Source organism: Streptomyces sp. NPDC026301 (genome assembly GCF_055567935.1).
The window spans coordinates 34,732-54,654 of the sequence record NZ_JBVHPN010000028.1 but is presented as its reverse complement, the minus strand read 5'-3'; the positions used below and the strand labels follow the sequence as shown (position 1 = coordinate 54,654).

Genomic DNA, 19,923 nt, shown 5'->3' with positions numbered 1-19,923 from the left:
TCCCCTTTTCGGGGGGGGGGGGGGGGGGGGGGGGGGGGGGGGGGGGGGGGGGGGGGGGGGGGGGGGGGGGGGGGCCCCCCCCCCCCCCCCCCCCCCCCGCCGCGTTTCCCTCATTTTCCCCTCATCGGGCCCAGGACTTCCGCCCGTAACGTCCCGTTCGCGCGGCGGAATGAATTTCCTGAGAGACTTTGTTCCCGTAGAGAACTTAAGGCTGTCCCTGTCTCCGCGCGCCACTACGGGCGCGCCCCTTTGATCCTGAAAGGTCACTCATGCCCTTGGCTCTGCTCGCGCTCGCGATCTCGGCCTTCGGTATCGGCACCACTGAGTTCGTGATGATGGGCCTGCTGCCCAACGTCGCGAACGACCTGGGCACCAGCGTGCCCACCGCCGGCTACCTCGTCTCCGCCTACGCCCTCGGCGTCGTCATCGGCGCCCCGCTGCTGACCGCGCTCGGCTCGCGCATCCCCCGCAAGCGGATGCTGCTGCTGATGATGGCGGTCTTCACGGCCGGCAACCTCGCGTCCGCGCTCGCCCCGAACTTCGGCATGCTCATCGCGGGCCGGCTGCTGGCCGGTCTGCCGCACGGCGCGTTCTTCGGTGTCGGGGCGGTCGTCGCCGCCCGGCTGGTCAAGGAAGGCCGGCAGGCCCGCGCGGTCGCCACGATGTTCCTCGGCCTGACCATCGCCAACATCGTCGGCGTGCCCGCCGCGACCCTGCTCGGCCAGCACCTCGGCTGGCGCGCGACCTTCCTGGTCGTCGCCGCCATCGGGCTGGTCGCCATGGCCTCGCTGGCCAAGCTCGTCCCGTACGTGCCGCGCGACGAGCAGAACGGCGTGAGGCAGGAGATCCGGGCGCTGGGCAACCGCCAGGTACTGCTCGGCCTGCTCACCGCGGTCTTCGGCTTCGCGGGCGTCTTCGCCGTCTACAGCTACCTCGCGTCGATGATGACCAAGGTCACCGGCTTCACCGAGTCGACCGTCCCGGTGGTGCTCGCCCTCTTCGGCATCGGCATGACCCTCGGCGCGCTCGCCGCGGGCCCGCTGACCGACCGGGCGCTGCGCCCGACCCTGTACGGCTCGCTCGGCGCGCTGGCCGTCACGCTCGTCGTCTTCGACTTCACCGTGCATGTGAAGTGGGCGGCCCTGGTCACCGTCGTCGTCCTGGGCGCGGTCGGCTTCATGACCACCACGCCCCTGCAGATGCTGGTCATGCGCAAGGCCGAGCACGCCCCGACGCTCGCCTCCGCCTCCAACCACTCCGCGTTCAACCTCGCGAACGCGGGCGGTGCCTGGCTCGGCGGCGTCGCGATCGCCGCGCACTGGGGCTGGACCTCCCCGACCCTCGTCGGCGCGGTCCTCGCGGTCGTCGGCCTCGCCATCGCGGTGACGGCCGGTGTCATGGACCGCGACCCCGGCCGCTCCCGCATCATCGCCACCAGCGACGACAAGGCCCGCCACGAACCTGCCCGGCTCGGCTGAGCACCGCGGTTCCGACGGCCCGGCCGGCGGGGCGCCCCCGTGGCGTCCCGCCGGCCGTTCCCGTTTCCGCGGCGCGTCCCGCTTCCGGCGGCCGGATGACCGTGCCGGGTCATCGGGGCAGTACCGGCTCCACGCCCTCGGGGAGGACCGGGGGCTGCCCCGTGGTCCAGATCGCCTCGACGGCCATCCGGGAGATCCGCCAGCCATCCGCCGTGCGGCGCAGGCGGGCCTCCCAGCGGCCGCCGACCGTGAACAGGGGGTCGGCCCCAGGGCCGCGCCGCTCCAGGGTGGCGGGGTGGTGCACGTGGGTCATCAGCGCGTTCCAGGACGCGGTGGCCTCCTCCGACGCGGCGTCGGCGTCGACGAGGACATCGGCGGAGACGTGCTGGGTGCGCGCGAACCGCCCGATCGCCTCCTCGGTGTGTCGCACCACGTCGGCGCCCTCGGCCGTACCGATGGGCGTCACCGTACGGACGTCGTCCGTGACGTAGGAGCGGGCCCACCCCGCGTCGAACTTGCGCTCGTCCAGGGCGCGGAAGAAGCGGCTGACGAGCAGGGAGATCTCGGCGTGGTCCTGTGATGTGGTCATGACCCGAGCCTGCTGCCTCAAGCGCACTTGAGGTCAAGCGCCGGTACCAGGAGGGCTCAAGCAGCGGCGCTCACCCCTCCCGCCACCGGTTGGTGGTCGGGAGGCGGCGGTCCTTGCCGAAGCCCTTTGCGGAGATCTTGGTGCCCGGCGGGTACTGGCGGCGCTTGTACTCGGCGGTGTCGACGAGCCGGAGGACGCGCGTGACCAGCTCCGGGTCGAAGCCGCGCGCGATGATCTCCGCGTGGCCGAGATCGCGGTCGACGTAGAGGTCCAGGATGGCGTCGAGGGTGGGGTAGTCGGGGAGGGAGTCGGTGTCGACCTGGCCCGGGCGCAGCTCCGCGCTGGGCGGCTTGGTGATCGAGTTCTCCGGGATGGGCGGGGTCTCGCCGCGGGCGACGGCCGCCCGGTTGCGCCAGTTCGCGAGCTGGAAGACGACCGTCTTGTAGACGTCCTTGATCGGGCCGAACGCGCCCACGGAGTCGCCGTAGAGCGTGGAATAGCCGCACGCCAGCTCGGACTTGTTGCCGGGGGCGAGGACCAGGTGGCCCTCCTGGTTGGAGATCGCCATCAGCGTCGTGCCGCGGATGCGGGACTGGAGGTTCTCCTCGGCCAGCCCCGTGAGCGGGAGGGCTCCCATGTACGCGTCGAACATCGGCCCGATGGGGACCGTGCGGTAGTGCAGTCCGGTGCGGTGGGCCAGTTCGGCGGCGTCGTCCTTGGAGTGCCCGGAGGAGTACCGGGACGGCATGGAGACGCCGTGCACGTGCTCCGGGCCGAGCGCGTCCACGGCGAGCGCCGCGACCAGCGCCGAGTCGATGCCCCCGGAGAGGCCGATCACCACGCTGCTGAAATTGTTCTTGGTGATGTACGCCCGCAGGCCCATCACCAGCGCGCCGTAGATCTCCTCGGAGGCGTCCAGCCGGGGCGCCTCGGCGGGCAGCGGCAGCGGGTCGTAGGCCGGGAGCGGGCTGTCGGAGAGGGTGACGTGGTCGACGCGCAGGCCGTCGTCGACGGTGCCGGACGGCGGCTCGGGCGCCGCGGCCGGCAGCTCCAGATCGAGGAGGAGGCACCGCTCGGTGAACTGCGGGGCGCGGGTGAGCACCTCGCCCGCCGCGTCCACCACGATCGAGTCGCCGTCGAAGACCAGGTCGTCCTGGCCGCCGGTCATCGCCAGATACGCCGTCGTACAGCCGGCCTCCTGGGCGCGCTTGCGCACCAGCTCCAGCCGGGTGTCGTCCTTGTCCCGCTCGTACGGGGAGGCGTTGATGGACAGCAGCAGCCCGGCACCGGCGGTACGGGCCGCGGGCACCCGGCCGCCGTCCTGCCACAGGTCCTCGCAGATGGCGAGGGCGATGTCGACGCCGTGCAGCCGGACGACGGGGAGCGTGTCGCCGGGCACGAAGTAGCGGTACTCGTCGAAGACGCCGTAGTTGGGCAGGTGGTGCTTGGCGAAGGTGAGCGCGACCCGGCCGCGGTGCAGCACGGCCGCGGCGTTCTGCGGGGCACCGGCGGGCCGCCCGTACAGCGGCTGGGCCCGGTCGCAGCGGTCCAGATAGCCGGTGACGACGGCGGTCTCGCCGAGGCCCTCGTCGGCCAGCCGGGCGGCCAGGGCGCGCAGCGCGCTACGGCTCGCCTCGACGAAGGAGGGCCGCAGCGCGAGGTCCTCGACGGGGTAGCCGGTCAGCGCCATCTCGGGGAACGCCGCCAGATGCGCGCCCTGCCCGGCTGCCTCCCGGGTACGGCGCACGATCGTCTCGGCGTTCCGGGCGATGTCGCCCACACAGAAATCGGTCTGATGCAGAGCGAGGCGAAGTTGAGGCACGCGGCCGAGTGTAATCGTCGTACTGACGTTATGTGGGGCGGTCGTGTTCCGGGGGTGTTGCCGGGGCGGGTCCCGGGTCTGTGCCGCCGGTTTCGGGGCCCGCCCCGCCGCTGCGGAGGGCTCAGCTCCCCTGCGCCCGGTTGTACAGCTCCTTCGCGTCGTCGCCGAAGTACGGACCGAACATCGTGTTGGGCAGGAAGGTGTAGCCGAAGCTGTTCACCGAGGACTGCAGCCCGGTGCCGGTGGCCTCGTCGAACTGGGTGAACCACGGCCCGCCGCTGGAGCCGCCGGTCATGTTGCAGGCCAGCCCGTGGTCCTTGGAGAAGGTCGGGTCCTTGATGGTGGTGCCGCTGCAGTAGATGAGCTTGCTGCCGTCGTAGGGGGCCGCGGCCGGGTAGCCGAACGCGTACATCTTCTTGAGGTAGCCGGTGTTGAAGGCGACGCCCTGGCCGCCGACCTCGTCGGTGAGGCGCTTGCCGTCCACGGGGGCGACGACCGCGGCGCCGACGTCGTAATTGATGTCCTCGCTCGCGGTCCACTGCGGGGTGGAGAGGGTCTTGGTCGCGGCCCACTTGCCGTGCGGTGCCTGGCCGTCCTTGTAGCCGGGCACGAAGACCCAGTTGGTGTGCCAGGCGCCCTCCAGCTTCACGCAGTGCCCCGCGGTGAGGACCGTACTGCCGTTCTTGCTGTTCACCGCGTCACCGGAGCAGGACGCCTGGCGGCCCTTGTACGTGAAGAAGACCCGGCCGGTGGTACTGGTGACCTTGCCGCCGCCGGTCCACGGGCCGCCGGCCTGCGGGAAGGACGTCACGGCGGGTAATGGCAGGGACGGGGGCACGGCCGCCTTCTTGCCGCGCGGCACGGCGTGCGCGGGCGGGCCGGACGCCGCGCGGGCGGCCGCGGCGGTGAGCTTCTTCCGGGCGCCGGACAGCAGATCGAGCGGCTTCGCCGCGCGCATACGGTCCGCCGTCCAGAAGGCGGCCGCTTTCTTCGCGTTCTGCGCGGCGGAGGTGCCGGGCGGTTCGGCGGCGCCGGCCGCGGGGGCCTGCAGCGCCGTGGCGCAGAGGGTGCCGGCGGCGAGCAGCGCCGCGGCGGTGATCCGGGCGGACGCCCGGCCGGATATCGCGGCGCCGGACGTGCGGGAGCGGTGGCGCCGGCCGGTGCCGGTGCCGGTGCCCTGGACGGTGTGTCTCACGCGTACCCCCTGATGCGATGGTCCCGCGGGTGCGCGGACCACGACGTACGGACCGCCGGCCGGCGGCCCGGAGCGGAGCGGATGTACAGCGATGTGCAGAGGCAGCGTCCCACCGCCCGGACACCGCTGTCAGGGGCGCGTCAAGGGTTTGGCCGGAACCGCCGGGGAACGCGAAACCCCGTACGGCCCCCGGGCCTGCCCGAAGGGGCCGCGACAACGTAATGTGACGGTAACCCCCGCACGCGATACTGGCGTGCCGCGCCCCGCTCAGGGCGATGGGCGTGGACAGGCCGTTCGACCTGCAAGGATTGGTGAACATGGACAAGCAGCAGGAGTTCGTGCTCCGCACGCTGGAGGAGCGCGACATCCGCTTCGTACGGCTGTGGTTCACCGATGTGCTCGGCTTCCTGAAGTCCGTTGCGGTGGCCCCCGCCGAGCTGGAGCAGGCCTTCGACGAGGGCATCGGCTTCGACGGCTCGGCGATCGAGGGCTTCGCGCGGGTCTACGAGTCCGACATGATCGCCAAGCCCGACCCCGGCACCTTCCAGATCCTGCCGTGGCGCGCCGAGGCCCCCGGCACCGCCCGGATGTTCTGCGACATCCTCATGCCGGACGGCTCCCCGTCCTACGCCGACCCGCGCTACGTCCTCAAGCGCATTCTGGCCAAGACCTCCGACCTCGGGTTCACCTTCTACACCCACCCCGAGATCGAGTTCTTCCTGCTGAAGGACAAGCCGGTGGACGGCGGCCGGCCCACCCCCGCCGACTCCTCCGGCTACTTCGACCACACCCCGCAGAACGTCGGCATGGACTTCCGGCGCCAGGCGATCACGATGCTGGAGTCCATGGGCATCTCGGTGGAGTTCAGCCACCACGAGGGTGCGCCGGGGCAGCAGGAGATCGACCTGCGCTACGCCGACGCGCTCTCGACCGCCGACAACATCATGACCTTCCGCCTGGTCATGAAGCAGGTCGCGCTGGAGCAGGGCGTGCAGGCGACCTTCATGCCGAAGCCGTTCTCGGAGTTCCCCGGCTCCGGCATGCACACCCACCTCTCGCTCTTCGAGGGCGACCGCAACGCCTTCCACGAGTCGGGCGCCGAGTACCAGCTCTCCAAGGTCGGCCGGTCCTTCATCGCGGGCCTGCTGCGGCACGCGGCGGAGACCTCCGCGATCACCAACCAGTGGGTGAATTCCTACAAGCGGATCTGGGGCGGCGCCAACCGCCCGGCGGGCGCCGGCGGCGAGGCCCCCTCGTACATCTGCTGGGGCCACAACAACCGCTCCGCGCTGATCCGGGTCCCCATGTACAAGCCCGGCAAGATGGGCTCGACGCGGGTCGAGGTGCGCTCCATCGACTCCGGCGCCAACCCGTACCTGACGTACGCGGTGCTGCTGGCCGCCGGGCTCAAGGGCATCGAGGAGGGGTACGAACTCCCCGCCGGCGCCGACGACGACGTGTGGGCCCTGTCGGATGCCGAGCGGCGCGCGATGGGCATCGAGCCGCTGCCGCAGAACCTCGGCGAGGCCATCTCCCTCATGGAGCGCAGCGAACTGCTCGCGGAGACCCTGGGCGAGCACGTCTTCGACTTCTTCCTCCGCAACAAGAAGCAGGAGTGGGAGGAGTACAGGTCGGAGGTCACCGCCTTCGAGCTGCGCAAGATGCTGCCTGTGCTCTGACCCGAGAGGCCCCCGCCCGATGGCACTTCCCGCTCCGCAGGGACGGCGGAGCAGCACGTTCACCCGGCTGCTGCGGTACGGATTCACCGATCCGCAGGCGGCCGGGCGGCTGCTGGACGCCCCCGCACTGTCCTCCGTACGGTCCGACTCGGTGCTCCTCGAAGCGCTCGGGGCCACCGCCGACCCGGACCAGGCACTCGTGAGCCTGGTCCGGCTGGCCGAGGCGCAGCCGGAGGAGGACCAGCAGCGGCTGCTGTCCACGCTGGTCACCGCCAAGCCGCTGCGGGACCGGCTGCTGGGCGTGCTGGGGGCCTCGGAGGCGCTCGGCGACCACCTCGTGCGGCACCCCAGGGACTGGGAGTCGCTGGCCACCTACGAGTCGGCCGACCTGCACCCCACCACCCCGGAGTTCGAGCAGGCGCTCGCCGAGGGCGTCTGGGGCGAGCGGGGCGCCGGGCTGTCCCGGGAGGACGCGCTGCGGGCCGCGTACCGGCGCGCGCTGCTGGGCATCGCGGCGCGTGACGTGTGCGGCACGATCGACGTGGCGCAGACCGCGGCGGAGCTGGCGGACCTGGCCACCGCCACGCTGCGGGCCGCGCTGGAGATCGCCTCCGAGGAGCAGCCGGGGGACGCGGCCGTCAGCCGGCTCGCCGTCATCGGCATGGGCAAGTGCGGCGGCCACGAGCTGAACTACGTCTCCGACGTGGACGTCATCTTCGTCGCCGAGCCCAAGGACGGCGTCGAGGAGGCCCCGGCGCTGCAGGCCGCGACCCGGCTCGCCGCCCGCATGATGCGGGTCTGCTCCGACGTCACGCCCGAGGGCACGATCTGGCCCGTCGACGCCAACCTCCGCCCCGAGGGCCGCAACGGCCCGCTCGTCCGGAGCCTGAGCAGTCACCTCGCGTACTACCAACGCTGGGCCAAGACCTGGGAGTTCCAGGCGCTGCTGAAGGCCCGCACGGTGGCCGGCGACCCCGTCCTCGGGCAGGAGTACGTCGACGCCGTCACCCCGCTGGTCTGGCAGGCCGCCGAGCGCGAGAACTTCATCGTCGACGTCCGCCAGATGCGCCGCCGGGTCGTCGCCAACATCCCCGCCGGGCAGGTCGACCGCGAGCTCAAGCTCGGCCCGGGCGGCCTGCGGGACGTCGAATTCGCCGTGCAGCTCCTGCAGTTGGTGCACGGCCGCAGCGACGCCACGCTGCGCAGCGCCACCACCCTGGACGCGCTGAAGGCGCTCGCCGCCGGCGGGTACGTCGGCCGCCAGGACGCCACCGCGCTGGACGCCGCGTACCGCTTCCTGCGCACGCTGGAACACCGCATCCAGCTGTACAAGCTGCGCCGCACGCACCTGATGCCCGAGGACGAGCACGACCTGCGCCGGCTCGCCCGCTCGCTCGGCATGCGCACCGAGCCGGTCGACACCCTCCGCAAGGAGTGGAAGTGGCACGCGCGCGAGGTGCGCCGGCTGCACGAGAAGCTGTTCTACCGCCCGCTGCTGGACGCCGTCGCCGTCCTGGAGCCGGGCGAGATCCGGCTCTCCGCGAAGGCCGCCGGGCAGCGTCTGGAAGCGCTCGGCTACGAGGACCCGGTGGGCGCGCTGCGCCACCTGGAGGCGCTGGCCTCCGGCGTCTCCCGCAAGGCCGCCATCCAGCGCACCCTGATGCCGGTGCTGCTGGGCTGGTTCGCCGACTCCGCCGACCCGGACGCCGGGCTGCTGGGTTTCCGCAAGGTCTCCGACGCGCTCGGCAAGACGCCCTGGTACCTCCGGCTGCTGCGCGACGAGGGCGCGGCCGCCGAGAACCTCGCCCGGGTGCTGTCGGCCGGCCGGCTCGCCCCCGACCTGCTGCTGCGTGCCCCCGAGGCGGTCGCGCTGCTCGGCGCGCCGGACGGCCTCAAGCCGCGCGCCCGTGCCGCGCTGGAGCAGGAGGTGCTGGCCGCGGTCGGCCGCGCGGACGGCGCGGAGCAGGCGGTGGCGGCGGCCCGCGGGGTGCGCCGCCGCGAGCTGTTCCGCACCGCGGCCGCCGACCTGATCGGCGCGTACGGCACGGAGGCCAGTCCCGCCGAGGAGGACCACGGGCAGGCCGTGGACGCGGTCGGCTCGGCGCTGACCGACCTGAACGCCGCGACGGTCGCGGGCGCGCTGCGGGCCGCGGTGCGCGAGCGGTGGGGCGACACGCTGCCGACCCGCTTCGCGGTGATCGGCATGGGCCGCTTCGGCGGCCACGAGCTGAACTACGGCTCGGACGCGGACGTGCTGTTCGTGCACGAGCCGCGCGAGGGGGCCGACGAGCAGGAGGCCGCCAAGGCCGCGTTCGGGGTGGCCAACGAGATGCGCCGGCTGCTTCAGCTGCCCTCCTCCGACCCGCCGCTGGTGATCGACGCGGACCTGCGCCCCGAGGGCAAGACCGGCCCGCTGGTCCGGTCGCTCGCCTCCTACGCCGCGTACTACCGCCGCTGGGCGCTGACCTGGGAGTCCCAGGCGCTGCTGCGCGCCGAGCCGGTCGCGGGCGACGCGGAGGTCGGGCGGCGGTTCACCGAGCTGGTGGACCCGCTGCGGTATCCGCGCGCGGGGCTGGGCGAGGACGCGGTACGCGAGATCCGCCGGCTCAAGGCGCGGATGGAGTCCGAGCGGCTGCCGCGCGGCGCCGACCCGACGATGCACACGAAGCTGGGGCGCGGCGGCCTCAGCGACGTGGAGTGGACGGTACAGCTGCTCCAGCTGCGGCACGGCCACGAAGAGCCGGCGCTGCGGACGACCCGGACCCGCCCGGCGCTGGCCGCGGCGCGGGACGCCGGGCTGATCGGCGCGGAGGACGCGCGGACGCTGGACGAGGCGTGGGTGCTGGCGACGCGCGTGCGCAACGCGGTGATGCTGGTGCGCGGCCGCCCGGGCGACACCTTCCCCGGCGACGGCCGGGAGCTGGCCGCGGTGGGCCGCTACCTCGGGTACGAGGAGGGGCACGTGGGGGAGATGCTCGACGACTATCGGCGGATCACGCGGCGGGCGCGGGGGGTCGTCGAGGAGCTGTTCTACGGAGGGTGAGTCCCTTTACGACGCCCCGTCTGCCCCGTTCTCGCCGCGCCCGTCCGCGGCGCCGCTGTGGTTGCTCGCGCAGTTCCCCGCGCCCCTGACGGGGCGCAGGTTTCTGCAGTACTCCAGGAACCCCGCCAGGGTCAGGTCGAATGCCTGGTCGGCGCGGTCCGGGCCGGTGGCGGCCTGTGCCGCCGCCAGGCGGGGCACGGCGGTGCCTGCTTCGACGTCCCACATCGTGTCCGGCGCCGACATGTCCAGCGCCGAGCCCAGGACGAGGTTGTCCAGCCCCGTGATGACCGGCAGCACGAGGGCCGGCGGGAAGCCCGCGGCCAGCAGCAGCCCGGCCACGGACTCGTACTGCGCGAGCACCCGCGGGGCGCGCACCGGTGAGGTCATGAGCATCGGGATCGTCCGCGGGTGGGCGGCGAAGGCGGCCCGGTAGGAGCGCGCCCAGCGCTCCAGGGCGGTGTCCCAGGGCACGCCGCTCAGCGTGTCCAGTTCGATGGCGTCGGTGACGCGCTCCCGCAATAGTTCGATCACGCCGGCCCGGCCGTCCACATGGTGGTACACCGAGGCGGTCTGCACACCCAGCCTGCGGGCCACCTCCGGCACGCTGAAGTCGCCTTTTTCATCGACGAGTTCGAGCGCCGTGGCACCGATGCGCTCCCGGTCCAGCAGGGCCTTCCGCGGCCGCCCCATGTTCTGATCTCCCGCCCGTGAGGTCTTCCCGAATCGTACGGCGGCGACTACATTGCCGAAAACCGAAAGGCTTTAGGTTTTCGCCCGCGGTCATGCTGCCGTTCCACCTGTGTACGTGCCGGACCGCCCCACCCCTCTCCCGCAGCAGAAGGGCAAGAGCGCATGGCCGTAGAGTCCGGGACCCGCGACGGGTCGCCACAGCACGACACAGCACCACCCGGCGAGAGCGCCCCCGCCCTCCGCAAGGGCACCCTCGGCGTCGCCGACATCGCCTTCTTCGTGGTCTCCGCAGCCGCGCCGCTCACCGTCATGGCCGGCGTCGCGCCGCTCGCCATCGGCATCGGCGGCATCGGCGCCCCCGTCGGCTACCTCCTCGCCGGTGCCACCCTCGCCCTCTTCGCGGTCGGCTTCACCGCCATGACCCGGCACGTGAAGCACGGCGGCGGCTTCTACGCGTTCATCACCCGGGGCCTCGGCCGCCCGGCCGGCTTCGGCGCCGCCACGCTGGCCCTGCTCGCGTACAACGGCATGCAGATCGGCGTGTACGGACTGCTCGCCACCGGCACCCAGGACGCGCTCGAAGCCCTGTGGGGCATTCATGTGCCCTGGCCGCCGATCGCGCTCGGCGGCGTCTTCGTCATCTGGTACCTGGGCTACCGCTCCATCGACTTCGGCGCCAAGGTGCTCGGTGTCCTGCTGGTCGCCGAGACCGGCATCCTCGTGCTGCTGGCCGGCGGGGTGCTGCTGGACGGCGGCGCCGAGGGCCTGGCGCTGGACTCCTTCACCCCCGGCAACGTCCTGGTACCCGGCACCGGGGCGGTACTGGCCTTCGCCTTCGCCGCCTTCACCGGCTTCGAGTCCACCGCCATCTACCGCCGCGAGGCCCGCGACCCCGGCCGCACCATCCCGCGCGCCACCTACTTCGCCGTCGGCTTCCTCGGCCTCTTCTACGCCTTCAGCGTCTGGGTCGTCATCCAGGCGTACGGCGGCACGAAGGTCCTGAAGGCGATCGCCGCCGACCCGGCCGGGCTCTTCTTCACCGCCACCACGCACTACGTCGGGGCGTGGGCCGCCGACCTGATGCACGTCTTCATCGTGACCAGCATCCTCGCCTCGCAGCTGGCCTTCCACAACGCGATCAACCGTTACGGGCTGGCGCTCGCCCAGGAGGGCGTGCTGCCGCCGGCGCTCGGCAGGGTGCACCCCAAGCACCGCTCCCCGTACGTCGCCGGGGTGCTGCAGAGCATCCTCGCGCTGCTGGTCGTCGCGGGCTTCGCGCTCGCCGGCGCCGACCCGTACCAGCAGCTGCTGCTGTGGATGAACACTCCTGGAATGCTGGGCCTGTTGACCCTCCAGGGGATCACCGCGGTCGCCATCCCGTTCTTCTTCCGCGGCATCCGGCACCAGGAGGGCCGCTGGCGCACGCTCATCGCGCCGATCGCCGCCACCGTGCTGATGGCGGGCGCGCTCTGGCTGGTCATCGCCAAGATCGGGCTGATGACCGCGGCCCCCCTCGCGACCAACACCGCCCTGGTCCTCACCGTCCCCGCCGCCTTCGCCGTCGGCGTCCTGATCGCCGTGCGCTTCCGCCGCAGCCGCCCCGCGGTGTACGCGGAGTTCGCCGCCGAGCCCGCCGACTGACCACGACGGCCGCACCGCCACAACCCCCCGCACCCGTTTCGCAAGGAGATCCGAAGCAGTGTCCGAGCCCCGCAGCGCCGCCGCCGACACCGTCCTGACCGGCGCCCGCATCCGCACCCTCGATCCCGCCCGGCCCTGGGCGGGCGCCGTCGCCGTCAAGGACGGCCGGATCGCCGCCGTCGGCGAGGAGCACGACGTACGGGACTGGCGCGGCCCGGACACCGAGGTGATCGACCTGGCCGGGGCCACCCTCACCCCCGGTCTGGTCGACGGCCACAGCCACCCCGTCTGGGGCGGCGAGATGGCCACCGGACTCGACCTCTCCGGCTGCCGGGACCTGGACGCGCTGCGGGACGCGCTCGCCGGCGCGGCGCGCGCGGCCGGCCGCGGCGCGTGGGTCATGGGATACGGCCTGGACCACAACACCTTCGGCGGCCGGCCCGTCCACCGCGACCTGATCGAACCGGCCCTCGGCGGCGTGCCCGCCTTCCTCCGCCTCTACGACGGGCACTCCGCGCTGGCCACGGGCCCCGCGCTGGCCGCCGCCGGCATCGACGGGCCGCGCGCCTTCGCGCAGCGCGCCGAGATCGTGTGCGACCCGGACGGACGGCCCACCGGGTACCTCGTCGAGCACGCCGCGATGGACCTCATGCTGCCCGTGGTGCCCCGCCCCGGCGCCGCCGAGCGGAGCACCCGGCTGCTCACCGTGCTGCGCGGGATGGCGGCGACCGGCCTGACCGGCGCGCACGTCATGGACCTGGAGGGCCAGGACGTACTGGACCTGCTGACCGGCATCGAGGCCGACGGCGAACTGCCGGTGCGGCTGCGGAGAGCGCCCTGGTGCATGCCGGGCACGGACACGGCGGGCCTGGACGACCTGATCGCGCTTCAGCGGCGGGCCGGGCGGCACTGGCAGGTGGGCGGCGTGAAGTTCTTCATGGACGGCACGGTCGAGGGCGGCACGGCCTGGCTGGAACACGCCGACTGCCACGGCCAGGGCACCGAGGCGTTCTGGCCGGATCCCGCCGCGTACACCCGCGCCGTGCACCACCTCGCGCGGGCCGGTGTACGGACCGCCACGCACGCCATCGGAGACGCGGCGGTCCGGCACGTCCTGGACACGGTCGAGGCGCTGGGCGACCCGGCGCAGCGCGGGCTCCACCGCATCGAGCACATCGAGACCGTGCCGAGCGAGCAGCTGCCGCGGTTCGCCGCGCTCGGGGTGGCCGCCTCCATGCAGCCCACCCACACCGCGTACACCCGCGCCGACCACACCGACGAGTGGTCCAAGCGGGTCGGCGAGGAGCGGGCCGCGCGCGCCTGGCGCTGCCGCGACCTGCGGGACGCGGGCGCCGTACTGGTCCTCGGCTCCGACTGGCCGATCGCGCACTACGACCCGCGGGGCGTGCTCGCGACCGCCCGGCTGCGCCGCCCGGCCGGGTCGCCGGAGACCGCGCCGGTCACCGTCGAGCAGGCGCTGACGGGGGAGATGGCGCTGGAGGGCATGACCTCGCACGCGGCGCTCGCCGTTGGCGAGGAGTCGTACGGGGGGCGCGTCGCACCCGGGTTCCGGGCGGATCTCACCGCGCTCGGCGTGGACCCGGTCGAGGCCCCGGCCGACGAGGTGGGGCAGGCACCGGTGGCGCTCACCATGACCGGTGGGTTTGTCGTGCACCGCGCGGTGGGCTGATGCGCTGAGCCCGGCTTCGCCGGGCTGTCCTCAAACGCCGGACCGGCTTGATTTGTACCAGAGGTGGGCGGCTGCGAAGGCCAACGCCAGGCAGAGCACGCCGCCCACCGCGTCCAGCCAGAAGTGGTTGGCGGTGGAGACGATCACCAGCAGGGTCAGCACGGGATACAGCGCGCCCAGCACCCGTACCCACGTGTGCCGCGCCAGCAGCGCGAGGGTGAGGCCGCACCACAGGGACCAGCCGATGTGCATCGAGGGCATCGCCGCGTACTGGTTGGACATGCTCGCCAGGTTCCCCGAGGCCATCGAGCCCCAGGTGTCGTGCACCATGACCGTGTCGATGAAGTGCCCGCCGGGCATCAGGCGGGGCGGCGCGAGGGGGAAGAAGTAGTAGCCGAGCAGGGCGACCGCGGTGGTGAGGAAGAGGACCAGCCGGGAGGCGGCGTAGCGGCCGGGGTGCCGGCGGTAGAGCCAGACCAGGACGCCGACGGTGACGATGAAGTGCAGCGTGGCGTAGTAGTAGTTCATCGCGACGATCAGCCAGGTCACGGCGTTCATCGCGTGATTGACGGTGTGTTCGACCGCGATGCCGATGCTGTGCTCGGCCCGCCAGACCCAGTCGGCGTTTCTCAGCGCCTGCGTCTTCTGCTCCGGCACGGCGTTGCGGATCAGGGAGTACGTCCAGTAGCTGACCGCGATCAGCAGGATCTCGAACCACAGTCGAGGTCTTGCGACGCCGCGCACCCGGGCGGCGGCCGCCCGTCCGCGAGGCGGGCCGGAACGCTGCGCAGGGGGTGTCGGTGCTGCGCTCGTCCGGCCGTCCAGGATCCTCGCGTTGGCATCACCCATAGCCCGACAGTCTGCCAGAAATCGGGTGAGACCCGATCATCCTGGAGTCGGGTCCTGGACAGCCTTTCTCGCCCCGTAGGGGGACGCCGCACCCCCACCGCCGTCGGGGTCGGTGCGCCGCGCCGAGGCCGTCGAACCGCGCACCACGAGCTCCGGATGGAAGACGAACTCGGTACGCAACGGGGCCCGCGACGACTCCGGCGGGCCCTCCGGCAGGCCGGCGCCGACCTCCTCCAGCAGGGCCCGCACCGCCGCCTGCCCCATGGCCTGCACCGGCTGCCGGATGGTGGTCAGCGGCGGGTCGGTGAACGCGATCAGCGGGGAGTCGTCGTACCCCACCACCGAGACGTCGTCGGGCACCTCCAGGCCGCGCTGCCGGGCCGCCCGGATCGCGCCGAGCGCCATCATGTCGCTCGCGCAGACCACCGCCGTGCAGCCGCGCTCCAGCAGCGCGCCGGCCGCGGCCTGCCCGCCTTCGAGCGTGTAGAGGGAGTGCTGCACCAGCTCCGCGGCCTCGTCGGCGGCCATCCCCAGCTGCTCCCGCATGCTGCGCAGGAAGCCCTCGATCTTCCGCTGTACCGGCACGAAGCGGCGCGGGCCGAGCGCGAGGCCGATCCGCTCGTGGCCGAGGGCCGCGAGGTGGGTGACCGCGAGGGAGATCGCCACGCCGTCGTCCGGCGAGATGAAGGGCGCCTGCACCTTGTCCGAGTAACCGTTGATCAGGACGAACGGCACGCCCTGGCCGCGCAGCGCCTCGTACCGGCCCATGTCCGCCGTGGTGTCGGCGTGCAGCCCGGAGACGAAGATGATGCCGGCCACGCCGCGGTCCACCAGCATCTCGGTCAGCTCGTCCTCGGTCGAGCCGCCGGGGGTCTGCGTGGCGAGCACCGGGGTGTACCCCTGGCGGGTCAGGGCCTGGCCGATGACCTGCGCGAACGCCGGGAAGATCGGGTTCTCCAGCTCGGGCGTGATCAGCCCGACCAGCCCGGCGCTGCGCTGCCGCAGGCGTACCGGGCGCTCATAGCCCAGGACGTCCAGTGCGGCGAGTACGGACTGGCGGGTGGTGGCGGAGACGCCGGGCTTGCCGTTGAGCACCCGGCTGACGGTGGCCTCGCTGACACCCGCCTGTGCTGCGATGTCAGCCAGGCGCGCGGTCATGGAAGGCGACCTTACCGGTCGGGATCCGGCTTGCCCACCACGCGCAGGATTCGCCGGGAAGGCACACCCTGCCGTCCTCGGTGCGCAGCGGCGCGCTCGCGAGCAGCGGGCGGCCCGCGCCCGACACCTCCACCGGCCGGGCGCGGGTGTTCAGTACGCACACGAAGCCGTGCCGGCGCAGCGCCAGTACGCCGTCCGGCGCGTCCAGCCAGCTCATCCGCCCGTCGCCGAGGCCGGGCAGCGCGCGGCGCCAGGCGAGCGCGGCACGGTACAGCTCCAGGGTGGAGCCGGGGGTGCCGGTCTGCGCCTCGACGGTCAGCTCCGCCCAGCCCGCGGGCTGCGGCAGCCAGCTCCCGCCGGGCCCGAAGCCGTACGGCGCCTGCGTACCGGACCAGGGGAGCGGCACCCGGCAGCCGTCGCGGAAGCCGTCCTGGCCGTCGCCGCGGAAGAACGCCGGGTCCTGGCGGACCGCGTCGGGCAGTTCGGTGACCTCCGGGAGCCCCAGCTCCTCCCCTTGGTAGAGGTAGGCGGAGCCGGGGAGGGCGAGCATGAGGAGGGTGGCGGCGCGGGCGCGCGCGAGGCCGCCGAGCCGGGTGGTGTGGCGGACGACGTCGTGGTTGGAGAGCACCCAGGTGGTGGGCGCGCCGACCAGGGAGGTGGCGGCCAGCGAGTCGTCGATGACGGCGCGGAGCGCTGCGGCGTCCCAGTCCGCTTGCAGGAAGTGGAAGTTGAACGCCTGGTGCAGCTCGTCGGGGCGTACGTAGCGGGCCAGCCGGCGGGCGTCGGGGGCCCAGGCCTCGGCGACGCCGATGCGCTCGCCCGGGTAGGAGTCGAGCAGGCGGCGCCAGTGGCGGTGGATTTCGTGCACGCCGTCCTGGTCGAAGAAGGGGAGCACGTCGGTGCCGATGAGGCGGGCCTGCTGGCGGCGGCCGACGTCGGGCAGGCCCGGCGCCTTGACCATGCCGTGCGCCACGTCGATGCGGAAGCCGTCGACGCCGCGGTCCAGCCAGAAGCGCAGGATCGCGTCGAACTCCGCGCGCACCTCGGGGCGCTCCCAGTCCAGGTCGGGCTGTTCGGGCGCGAAGAGGTGGAGGTACCAGTCGCCGCGGTCGGTGCGGGTCCAGGCGGGGCCGCCGAAGACGGACTCCCAGTCGTTGGGCGGCAGCTCGCCGTGCGGGCCGCGGCCCGGCCGGAAGACGTATCGCTCGCGGGCGAGGTCCGGGTCGCGGAACCACGGGTGCCGGTCGGAGGTGTGGTTCGGGACGATGTCGACGATGACCCGCAAGGCCAGGTCGTGGGCGGTGCGCAGGAACGCCTCGGCGTCGGCGAGGGTGCCGAAGAGGGGGTCGACGACGCGGTGGTCGGCGACGTCGTAACCGCCGTCGGCCTGCGGTGACGCGTAGAACGGCGTCAGCCACACCGCGTCGACGCCCAGCTCCTTCAGATACGGCAGGCGGGCGCGGGCGCCGGGCAGGTCCCCGACGCCGTCGCCGTCACCGTCCCCGAAGGACCGTACGTAGATCTGATAGATGACGGCGTCGCGCCACCAGCCCGTGCCGGGGCGGTCCGGGGCCGGCGGCGCGGCGGGGGAGGGAAAGGTCAGCTCATCGGTCATCGGCCGTCCTTCGGTCGATCGGGCTACTGATGATCAACGCCCCGGCGGGCCGGGGGTGACGGGTCGAGGTAACCGGGCTGCAACATCTTCCGGTGGTCTTGCAGAAATTTGCCGCAAGCTCTTTCGGTTTCTTTTCGCCGCTGTTACGTTCCTGACGCCCTCTCGGGCGAATTCCTACGTACCTCGTGCGTATCTCGGCGTATCTCGGGCTTTCCAGAAGGAGTTCACATGCGACGTGGCATAGCGGCCACCGCGCTGGTCGCGGGTCTGGCACTGACGGCGACCGCGTGCGGCGGTGACGGCGGCGGGAGCGACCAGAAGAGCGGCGGCAAACTGTCGGGCACCGTCACCTTCTGGGACACCTCGAACGACGCCGAGAAGGCGACGTACAAGAAGCTCGCCGAGGGCTTCGAGCGCGAGCACCCCGGCGTCGACGTCAAGTACGTGAACGTCCCCTTCGGCGAGGCCAACGCCAAGTTCAAGAACGCGGCCGGCGGCAACTCCGGGGCCCCGGACGTGATGCGGACCGAGGTCGCCTGGGTCGCGGACTTCGCCAACCTCGGCTACCTGGCGCCGCTGGACAACACCCCCGCGCTGGACAAGAACGAGGACTTCCTGGAGCAGGCGGCCGGCAGCACCCGCTTCAAGGCCAAGACCTATGCCGCGCCGCAGGTCATCGACACCCTCGGGCTCTTCTACAACAAGAAGCTGCTGAAGGAGGCGGGCGTCGGGGTCCCCAAGACCTTCGAGGAACTGCAGGCCGCGGCCAAGAAGATCAAGAGCAAGACCGGCGCCACCGCGCTCTACCTGCGCGGCGACGACCCGTACTGGTTCCTGCCCTACCTCTACGGCGAGGGCGGCGACATGGTCGACGACAAGACCAAGAAGGTCGCCATCGACGACCCGGCCGGCGTCCGGGCGTTCAAGACGATCAAGGACCTGGTGGACTCCAAGGCCGCCGTCACCGACGCCACCGACGGCCAGGAGAACCAGCTCAAGGCCCTCAAGGACGGCGACGTCGCGATGGCGATCGACGGGCCCTGGGACATCGAGGGCGCGCTGGCCGGCAAGGAGTTCAAGGACCGCGGCAACCTCGGCGTCGCGCCCGTCCCCGGCGGCAGCAAGGCCCAGGGCTCCCCGCAGGGCGGCTGGAACCTCTCCGTCTACGCCGGGTCCAAGAACCTCGACGCCTCTTATGAGTTCGTGAAGTACATGAGCTCCGCCAAGGTCCAGCAGCAGACCACCGAGAAGCTGAGCCTGCTGCCGACCCGTAAGTCCGTCTACGCCGTGCCGTCCGTCAAGGACAACACGATGGTGAAGTTCTTCCGGCCGGCGGTCGAGAAGGCCGTCGAGCGCCCCTGGATCGCCGAGGGCAACTCGCTCTTCGAGCCCGTCAAGGTCCAGATGAACAAGGTCCTCACCGGCGGCGCCACCCCGGAGCAGGCCGCCAAGAACACCGGTGACGCCTACCGGAAGCTGCTCAAGGACTACAAGTGACGGTACTCGCCCCCACGAAGCCGTCCGGCAAGGCGGCGCGCACCGCGCCGCCCGGCCGCGTCCGCCGGGCCCTGAGCACCCACTGGTACGCCTGGACCATGGTCGCCCCGGTGGTGCTCGTCCTCACGGTCATCATCGGCTACCCGCTGGTCCGCGGCCTGTATCTCTCGCTCACCGACGCCACCGAGGCCAACGTCGCCCGGGACATCGGCATGAACCACATCCCGGCGACGTACAAGTTCACCGGCCTGGCGAACTACCAGGCCGTGCTGAGCGACAGCGTCTTCTGGAGCCGGCTGGGCTGGACCGTGGTGTGGACCGTCGCCTGCGTCGGGCTCACCTTCACCCTCGGCCTGGTCCTCGCCAACCTCCTCAACCGGAAGCTGAAGGGCCGCACCTTCTACCGGCTCGCGCTGATCCTGCCCTGGGCGATCCCGGCCTTCATCTCCGTCTTCACCTGGCGGATGCTCTACAACGAGAAGAACGGCCTCCTCAACAAGCTCCTCCAGGGCGGCGGCATCGACGCGGTCCCCTGGCTCAACGACCCGACCTGGGCGAAGCTCTCCGTCATCGCCGTCAACGTCTGGCTCGGCGTGCCCTTCATGCTCGTCGCGCTGCTCGGCGGGCTCCAGTCCATCCCCGGCGAGCTGTACGAGGCCGCCGAGATGGACGGCGCGAGCGCCTGGCAGCGGTTCCGCAACATCACCGTGCCGTCCCTGCGCTCCGTCTCCAGCACGGTGATCCTGCTCAGCACGATCTGGACCTTCAACATGTTCCCGGTGATCTTCCTGCTGACGCGGGGCGGGCCCGGCGACGCCACCGAGATCCTCGTGACGTACGCCTACCGGCTCTCCTTCGTCGACAGCCCGCGCAACTTCTCGGAGTCGGCCGCCTGGGGCGTGCTGATCCTGCTGCTGCTCTCGGCCGTCGCGATCGTCTACCGGCGCGCGCTGCGCAAGCAGGGAGAGGTGTGGTGA

At 72.4% G+C, this 19,923-nt stretch carries 14 protein-coding genes; 7 read left to right on the top strand and 7 right to left on the bottom strand.

The window, feature by feature from the left end; genetic code table 11:
* Positions 1–269: 269 nt before the first annotated feature.
* Entirely contained in the window at positions 270–1,478 is a 1,209-nt protein-coding gene (locus tag ACZ4MH_RS32220) for an MFS transporter (RefSeq protein ID WP_351592078.1), read from the top strand.
* A gap of 109 nt (positions 1,479–1,587) precedes the next feature.
* Here ACZ4MH_RS32220 and ACZ4MH_RS32215 read toward each other — a convergent pair whose 3' ends face one another.
* The 3 genes from ACZ4MH_RS32215 to ACZ4MH_RS32205 all read right to left on the bottom strand — a co-directional run bounded on the left by ACZ4MH_RS32215 (position 1,588) and on the right by ACZ4MH_RS32205 (position 5,084).
* Entirely contained in the window at positions 1,588–2,067 is a 480-nt protein-coding gene (locus ACZ4MH_RS32215; protein WP_351592075.1) for a nuclear transport factor 2 family protein, read from the bottom strand.
* Between the two features lie 70 nt (positions 2,068–2,137).
* On the bottom strand, positions 2,138–3,889 hold the full coding sequence (locus ACZ4MH_RS32210) for an NAD+ synthase (protein WP_351592072.1): 1,752 nt from the start codon (positions 3,887–3,889) through the stop codon (positions 2,138–2,140).
* Between the two features lie 121 nt (positions 3,890–4,010).
* Positions 4,011–5,084, bottom strand: a complete 1,074-nt coding sequence (locus tag ACZ4MH_RS32205; RefSeq protein ID WP_467754824.1) for a trypsin-like serine peptidase — start codon at positions 5,082–5,084, stop codon at positions 4,011–4,013.
* A gap of 317 nt (positions 5,085–5,401) precedes the next feature.
* Between ACZ4MH_RS32205 and glnA the strand changes: the two genes are divergently transcribed.
* Positions 5,402–6,763 carry a type I glutamate--ammonia ligase gene (gene glnA, locus ACZ4MH_RS32200; RefSeq protein WP_030256929.1) on the top strand — a complete coding sequence of 454 codons (1,362 nt, stop codon included), beginning with the start codon at positions 5,402–5,404 and terminating at the stop codon, positions 6,761–6,763.
* Between the two features lie 19 nt (positions 6,764–6,782).
* Positions 6,783–9,806 (top strand): bifunctional [glutamine synthetase] adenylyltransferase/[glutamine synthetase]-adenylyl-L-tyrosine phosphorylase, encoded by a 3,024-nt coding sequence (locus ACZ4MH_RS32195; RefSeq protein WP_351592068.1) that lies wholly within the window; start codon positions 6,783–6,785, stop codon positions 9,804–9,806.
* 6 nt (positions 9,807–9,812) lie between these two features.
* Here ACZ4MH_RS32195 and ACZ4MH_RS32190 read toward each other — a convergent pair whose 3' ends face one another.
* Positions 9,813–10,496 (bottom strand): TetR/AcrR family transcriptional regulator, encoded by a 684-nt coding sequence (locus ACZ4MH_RS32190; RefSeq protein WP_351592065.1) that lies wholly within the window; start codon positions 10,494–10,496, stop codon positions 9,813–9,815.
* 162 nt (positions 10,497–10,658) lie between these two features.
* Here ACZ4MH_RS32190 and ACZ4MH_RS32185 point away from each other — a divergent pair, with 162 nt between their 5' ends.
* Both ACZ4MH_RS32185 and ACZ4MH_RS32180 read left to right on the top strand, forming a co-directional pair.
* Positions 10,659–12,137 (top strand): APC family permease, encoded by a 1,479-nt coding sequence (locus tag ACZ4MH_RS32185; protein ID WP_351592062.1) that lies wholly within the window; start codon positions 10,659–10,661, stop codon positions 12,135–12,137.
* A gap of 58 nt (positions 12,138–12,195) precedes the next feature.
* On the top strand, positions 12,196–13,827 hold the full coding sequence (locus tag ACZ4MH_RS32180) for an amidohydrolase (protein ID WP_351592059.1): 1,632 nt from the start codon (positions 12,196–12,198) through the stop codon (positions 13,825–13,827).
* Positions 13,828–13,857: 30 nt separating this feature from the next.
* On the opposite strand, the gene ACZ4MH_RS32175 is transcribed toward ACZ4MH_RS32180, so the two are convergent.
* The 3 genes from ACZ4MH_RS32175 to ACZ4MH_RS32165 are packed head-to-tail and all read right to left on the bottom strand — an operon-like array spanning position 13,858 to position 17,449.
* Positions 13,858–14,676 (bottom strand): phosphatase PAP2 family protein, encoded by an 819-nt coding sequence (locus ACZ4MH_RS32175; protein WP_351592056.1) that lies wholly within the window; start codon positions 14,674–14,676, stop codon positions 13,858–13,860.
* A gap of 36 nt (positions 14,677–14,712) precedes the next feature.
* Positions 14,713–15,834 carry a LacI family DNA-binding transcriptional regulator gene (locus ACZ4MH_RS32170; protein ID WP_351592053.1) on the bottom strand — a complete coding sequence of 374 codons (1,122 nt, stop codon included), beginning with the start codon at positions 15,832–15,834 and terminating at the stop codon, positions 14,713–14,715.
* Positions 15,815–17,449: a glycoside hydrolase family 13 protein gene (locus tag ACZ4MH_RS32165; protein WP_351592050.1), complete on the bottom strand. Its 1,635-nt coding sequence runs from the start codon at positions 17,447–17,449 to the stop codon at positions 15,815–15,817. The genes ACZ4MH_RS32170 and ACZ4MH_RS32165 overlap by 20 nt, the downstream gene beginning before the upstream one ends.
* 228 nt (positions 17,450–17,677) lie before the next feature.
* On the opposite strand from ACZ4MH_RS32165, the gene ACZ4MH_RS32160 reads away from it, so the two are divergent.
* Positions 17,678–18,946 carry an extracellular solute-binding protein gene (locus tag ACZ4MH_RS32160; protein WP_351592047.1) on the top strand — a complete coding sequence of 423 codons (1,269 nt, stop codon included), beginning with the start codon at positions 17,678–17,680 and terminating at the stop codon, positions 18,944–18,946.
* 98 nt (positions 18,947–19,044) lie between these two features.
* Entirely contained in the window at positions 19,045–19,923 is an 879-nt protein-coding gene (locus ACZ4MH_RS32155; protein WP_351592132.1) for a carbohydrate ABC transporter permease, read from the top strand.

Excerpts from the sequence above, each read along its gene's own strand:
- ACZ4MH_RS32220 (WP_351592078.1), top strand. The coding sequence starts at position 270 with ATGCCCTTGGCTCTGCTCGCGCTCGCGATCTCGGCCTTCGGTATCGGC.
- ACZ4MH_RS32215 (WP_351592075.1), bottom strand. The coding sequence starts at position 2,067 with ATGACCACATCACAGGACCACGCCGAGATCTCCCTGCTCGTCAGCCGC.
- glnA (WP_030256929.1), top strand. The coding sequence starts at position 5,402 with ATGGACAAGCAGCAGGAGTTCGTGCTCCGCACGCTGGAGGAGCGCGAC.
- ACZ4MH_RS32195 (WP_351592068.1), top strand. The coding sequence starts at position 6,783 with ATGGCACTTCCCGCTCCGCAGGGACGGCGGAGCAGCACGTTCACCCGG.
- ACZ4MH_RS32190 (WP_351592065.1), bottom strand. The coding sequence starts at position 10,496 with ATGGGGCGGCCGCGGAAGGCCCTGCTGGACCGGGAGCGCATCGGTGCC.
- ACZ4MH_RS32185 (WP_351592062.1), top strand. The coding sequence starts at position 10,659 with ATGGCCGTAGAGTCCGGGACCCGCGACGGGTCGCCACAGCACGACACA.
- ACZ4MH_RS32175 (WP_351592056.1), bottom strand. The coding sequence starts at position 14,676 with ATGGGTGATGCCAACGCGAGGATCCTGGACGGCCGGACGAGCGCAGCA.
- ACZ4MH_RS32170 (WP_351592053.1), bottom strand. The coding sequence starts at position 15,834 with ATGACCGCGCGCCTGGCTGACATCGCAGCACAGGCGGGTGTCAGCGAG.
- ACZ4MH_RS32165 (WP_351592050.1), bottom strand. The coding sequence starts at position 17,449 with ATGACCGATGAGCTGACCTTTCCCTCCCCCGCCGCGCCGCCGGCCCCG.
- ACZ4MH_RS32160 (WP_351592047.1), top strand. The coding sequence starts at position 17,678 with ATGCGACGTGGCATAGCGGCCACCGCGCTGGTCGCGGGTCTGGCACTG.
- ACZ4MH_RS32155 (WP_351592132.1), top strand. The coding sequence starts at position 19,045 with ATGGTCGCCCCGGTGGTGCTCGTCCTCACGGTCATCATCGGCTACCCG.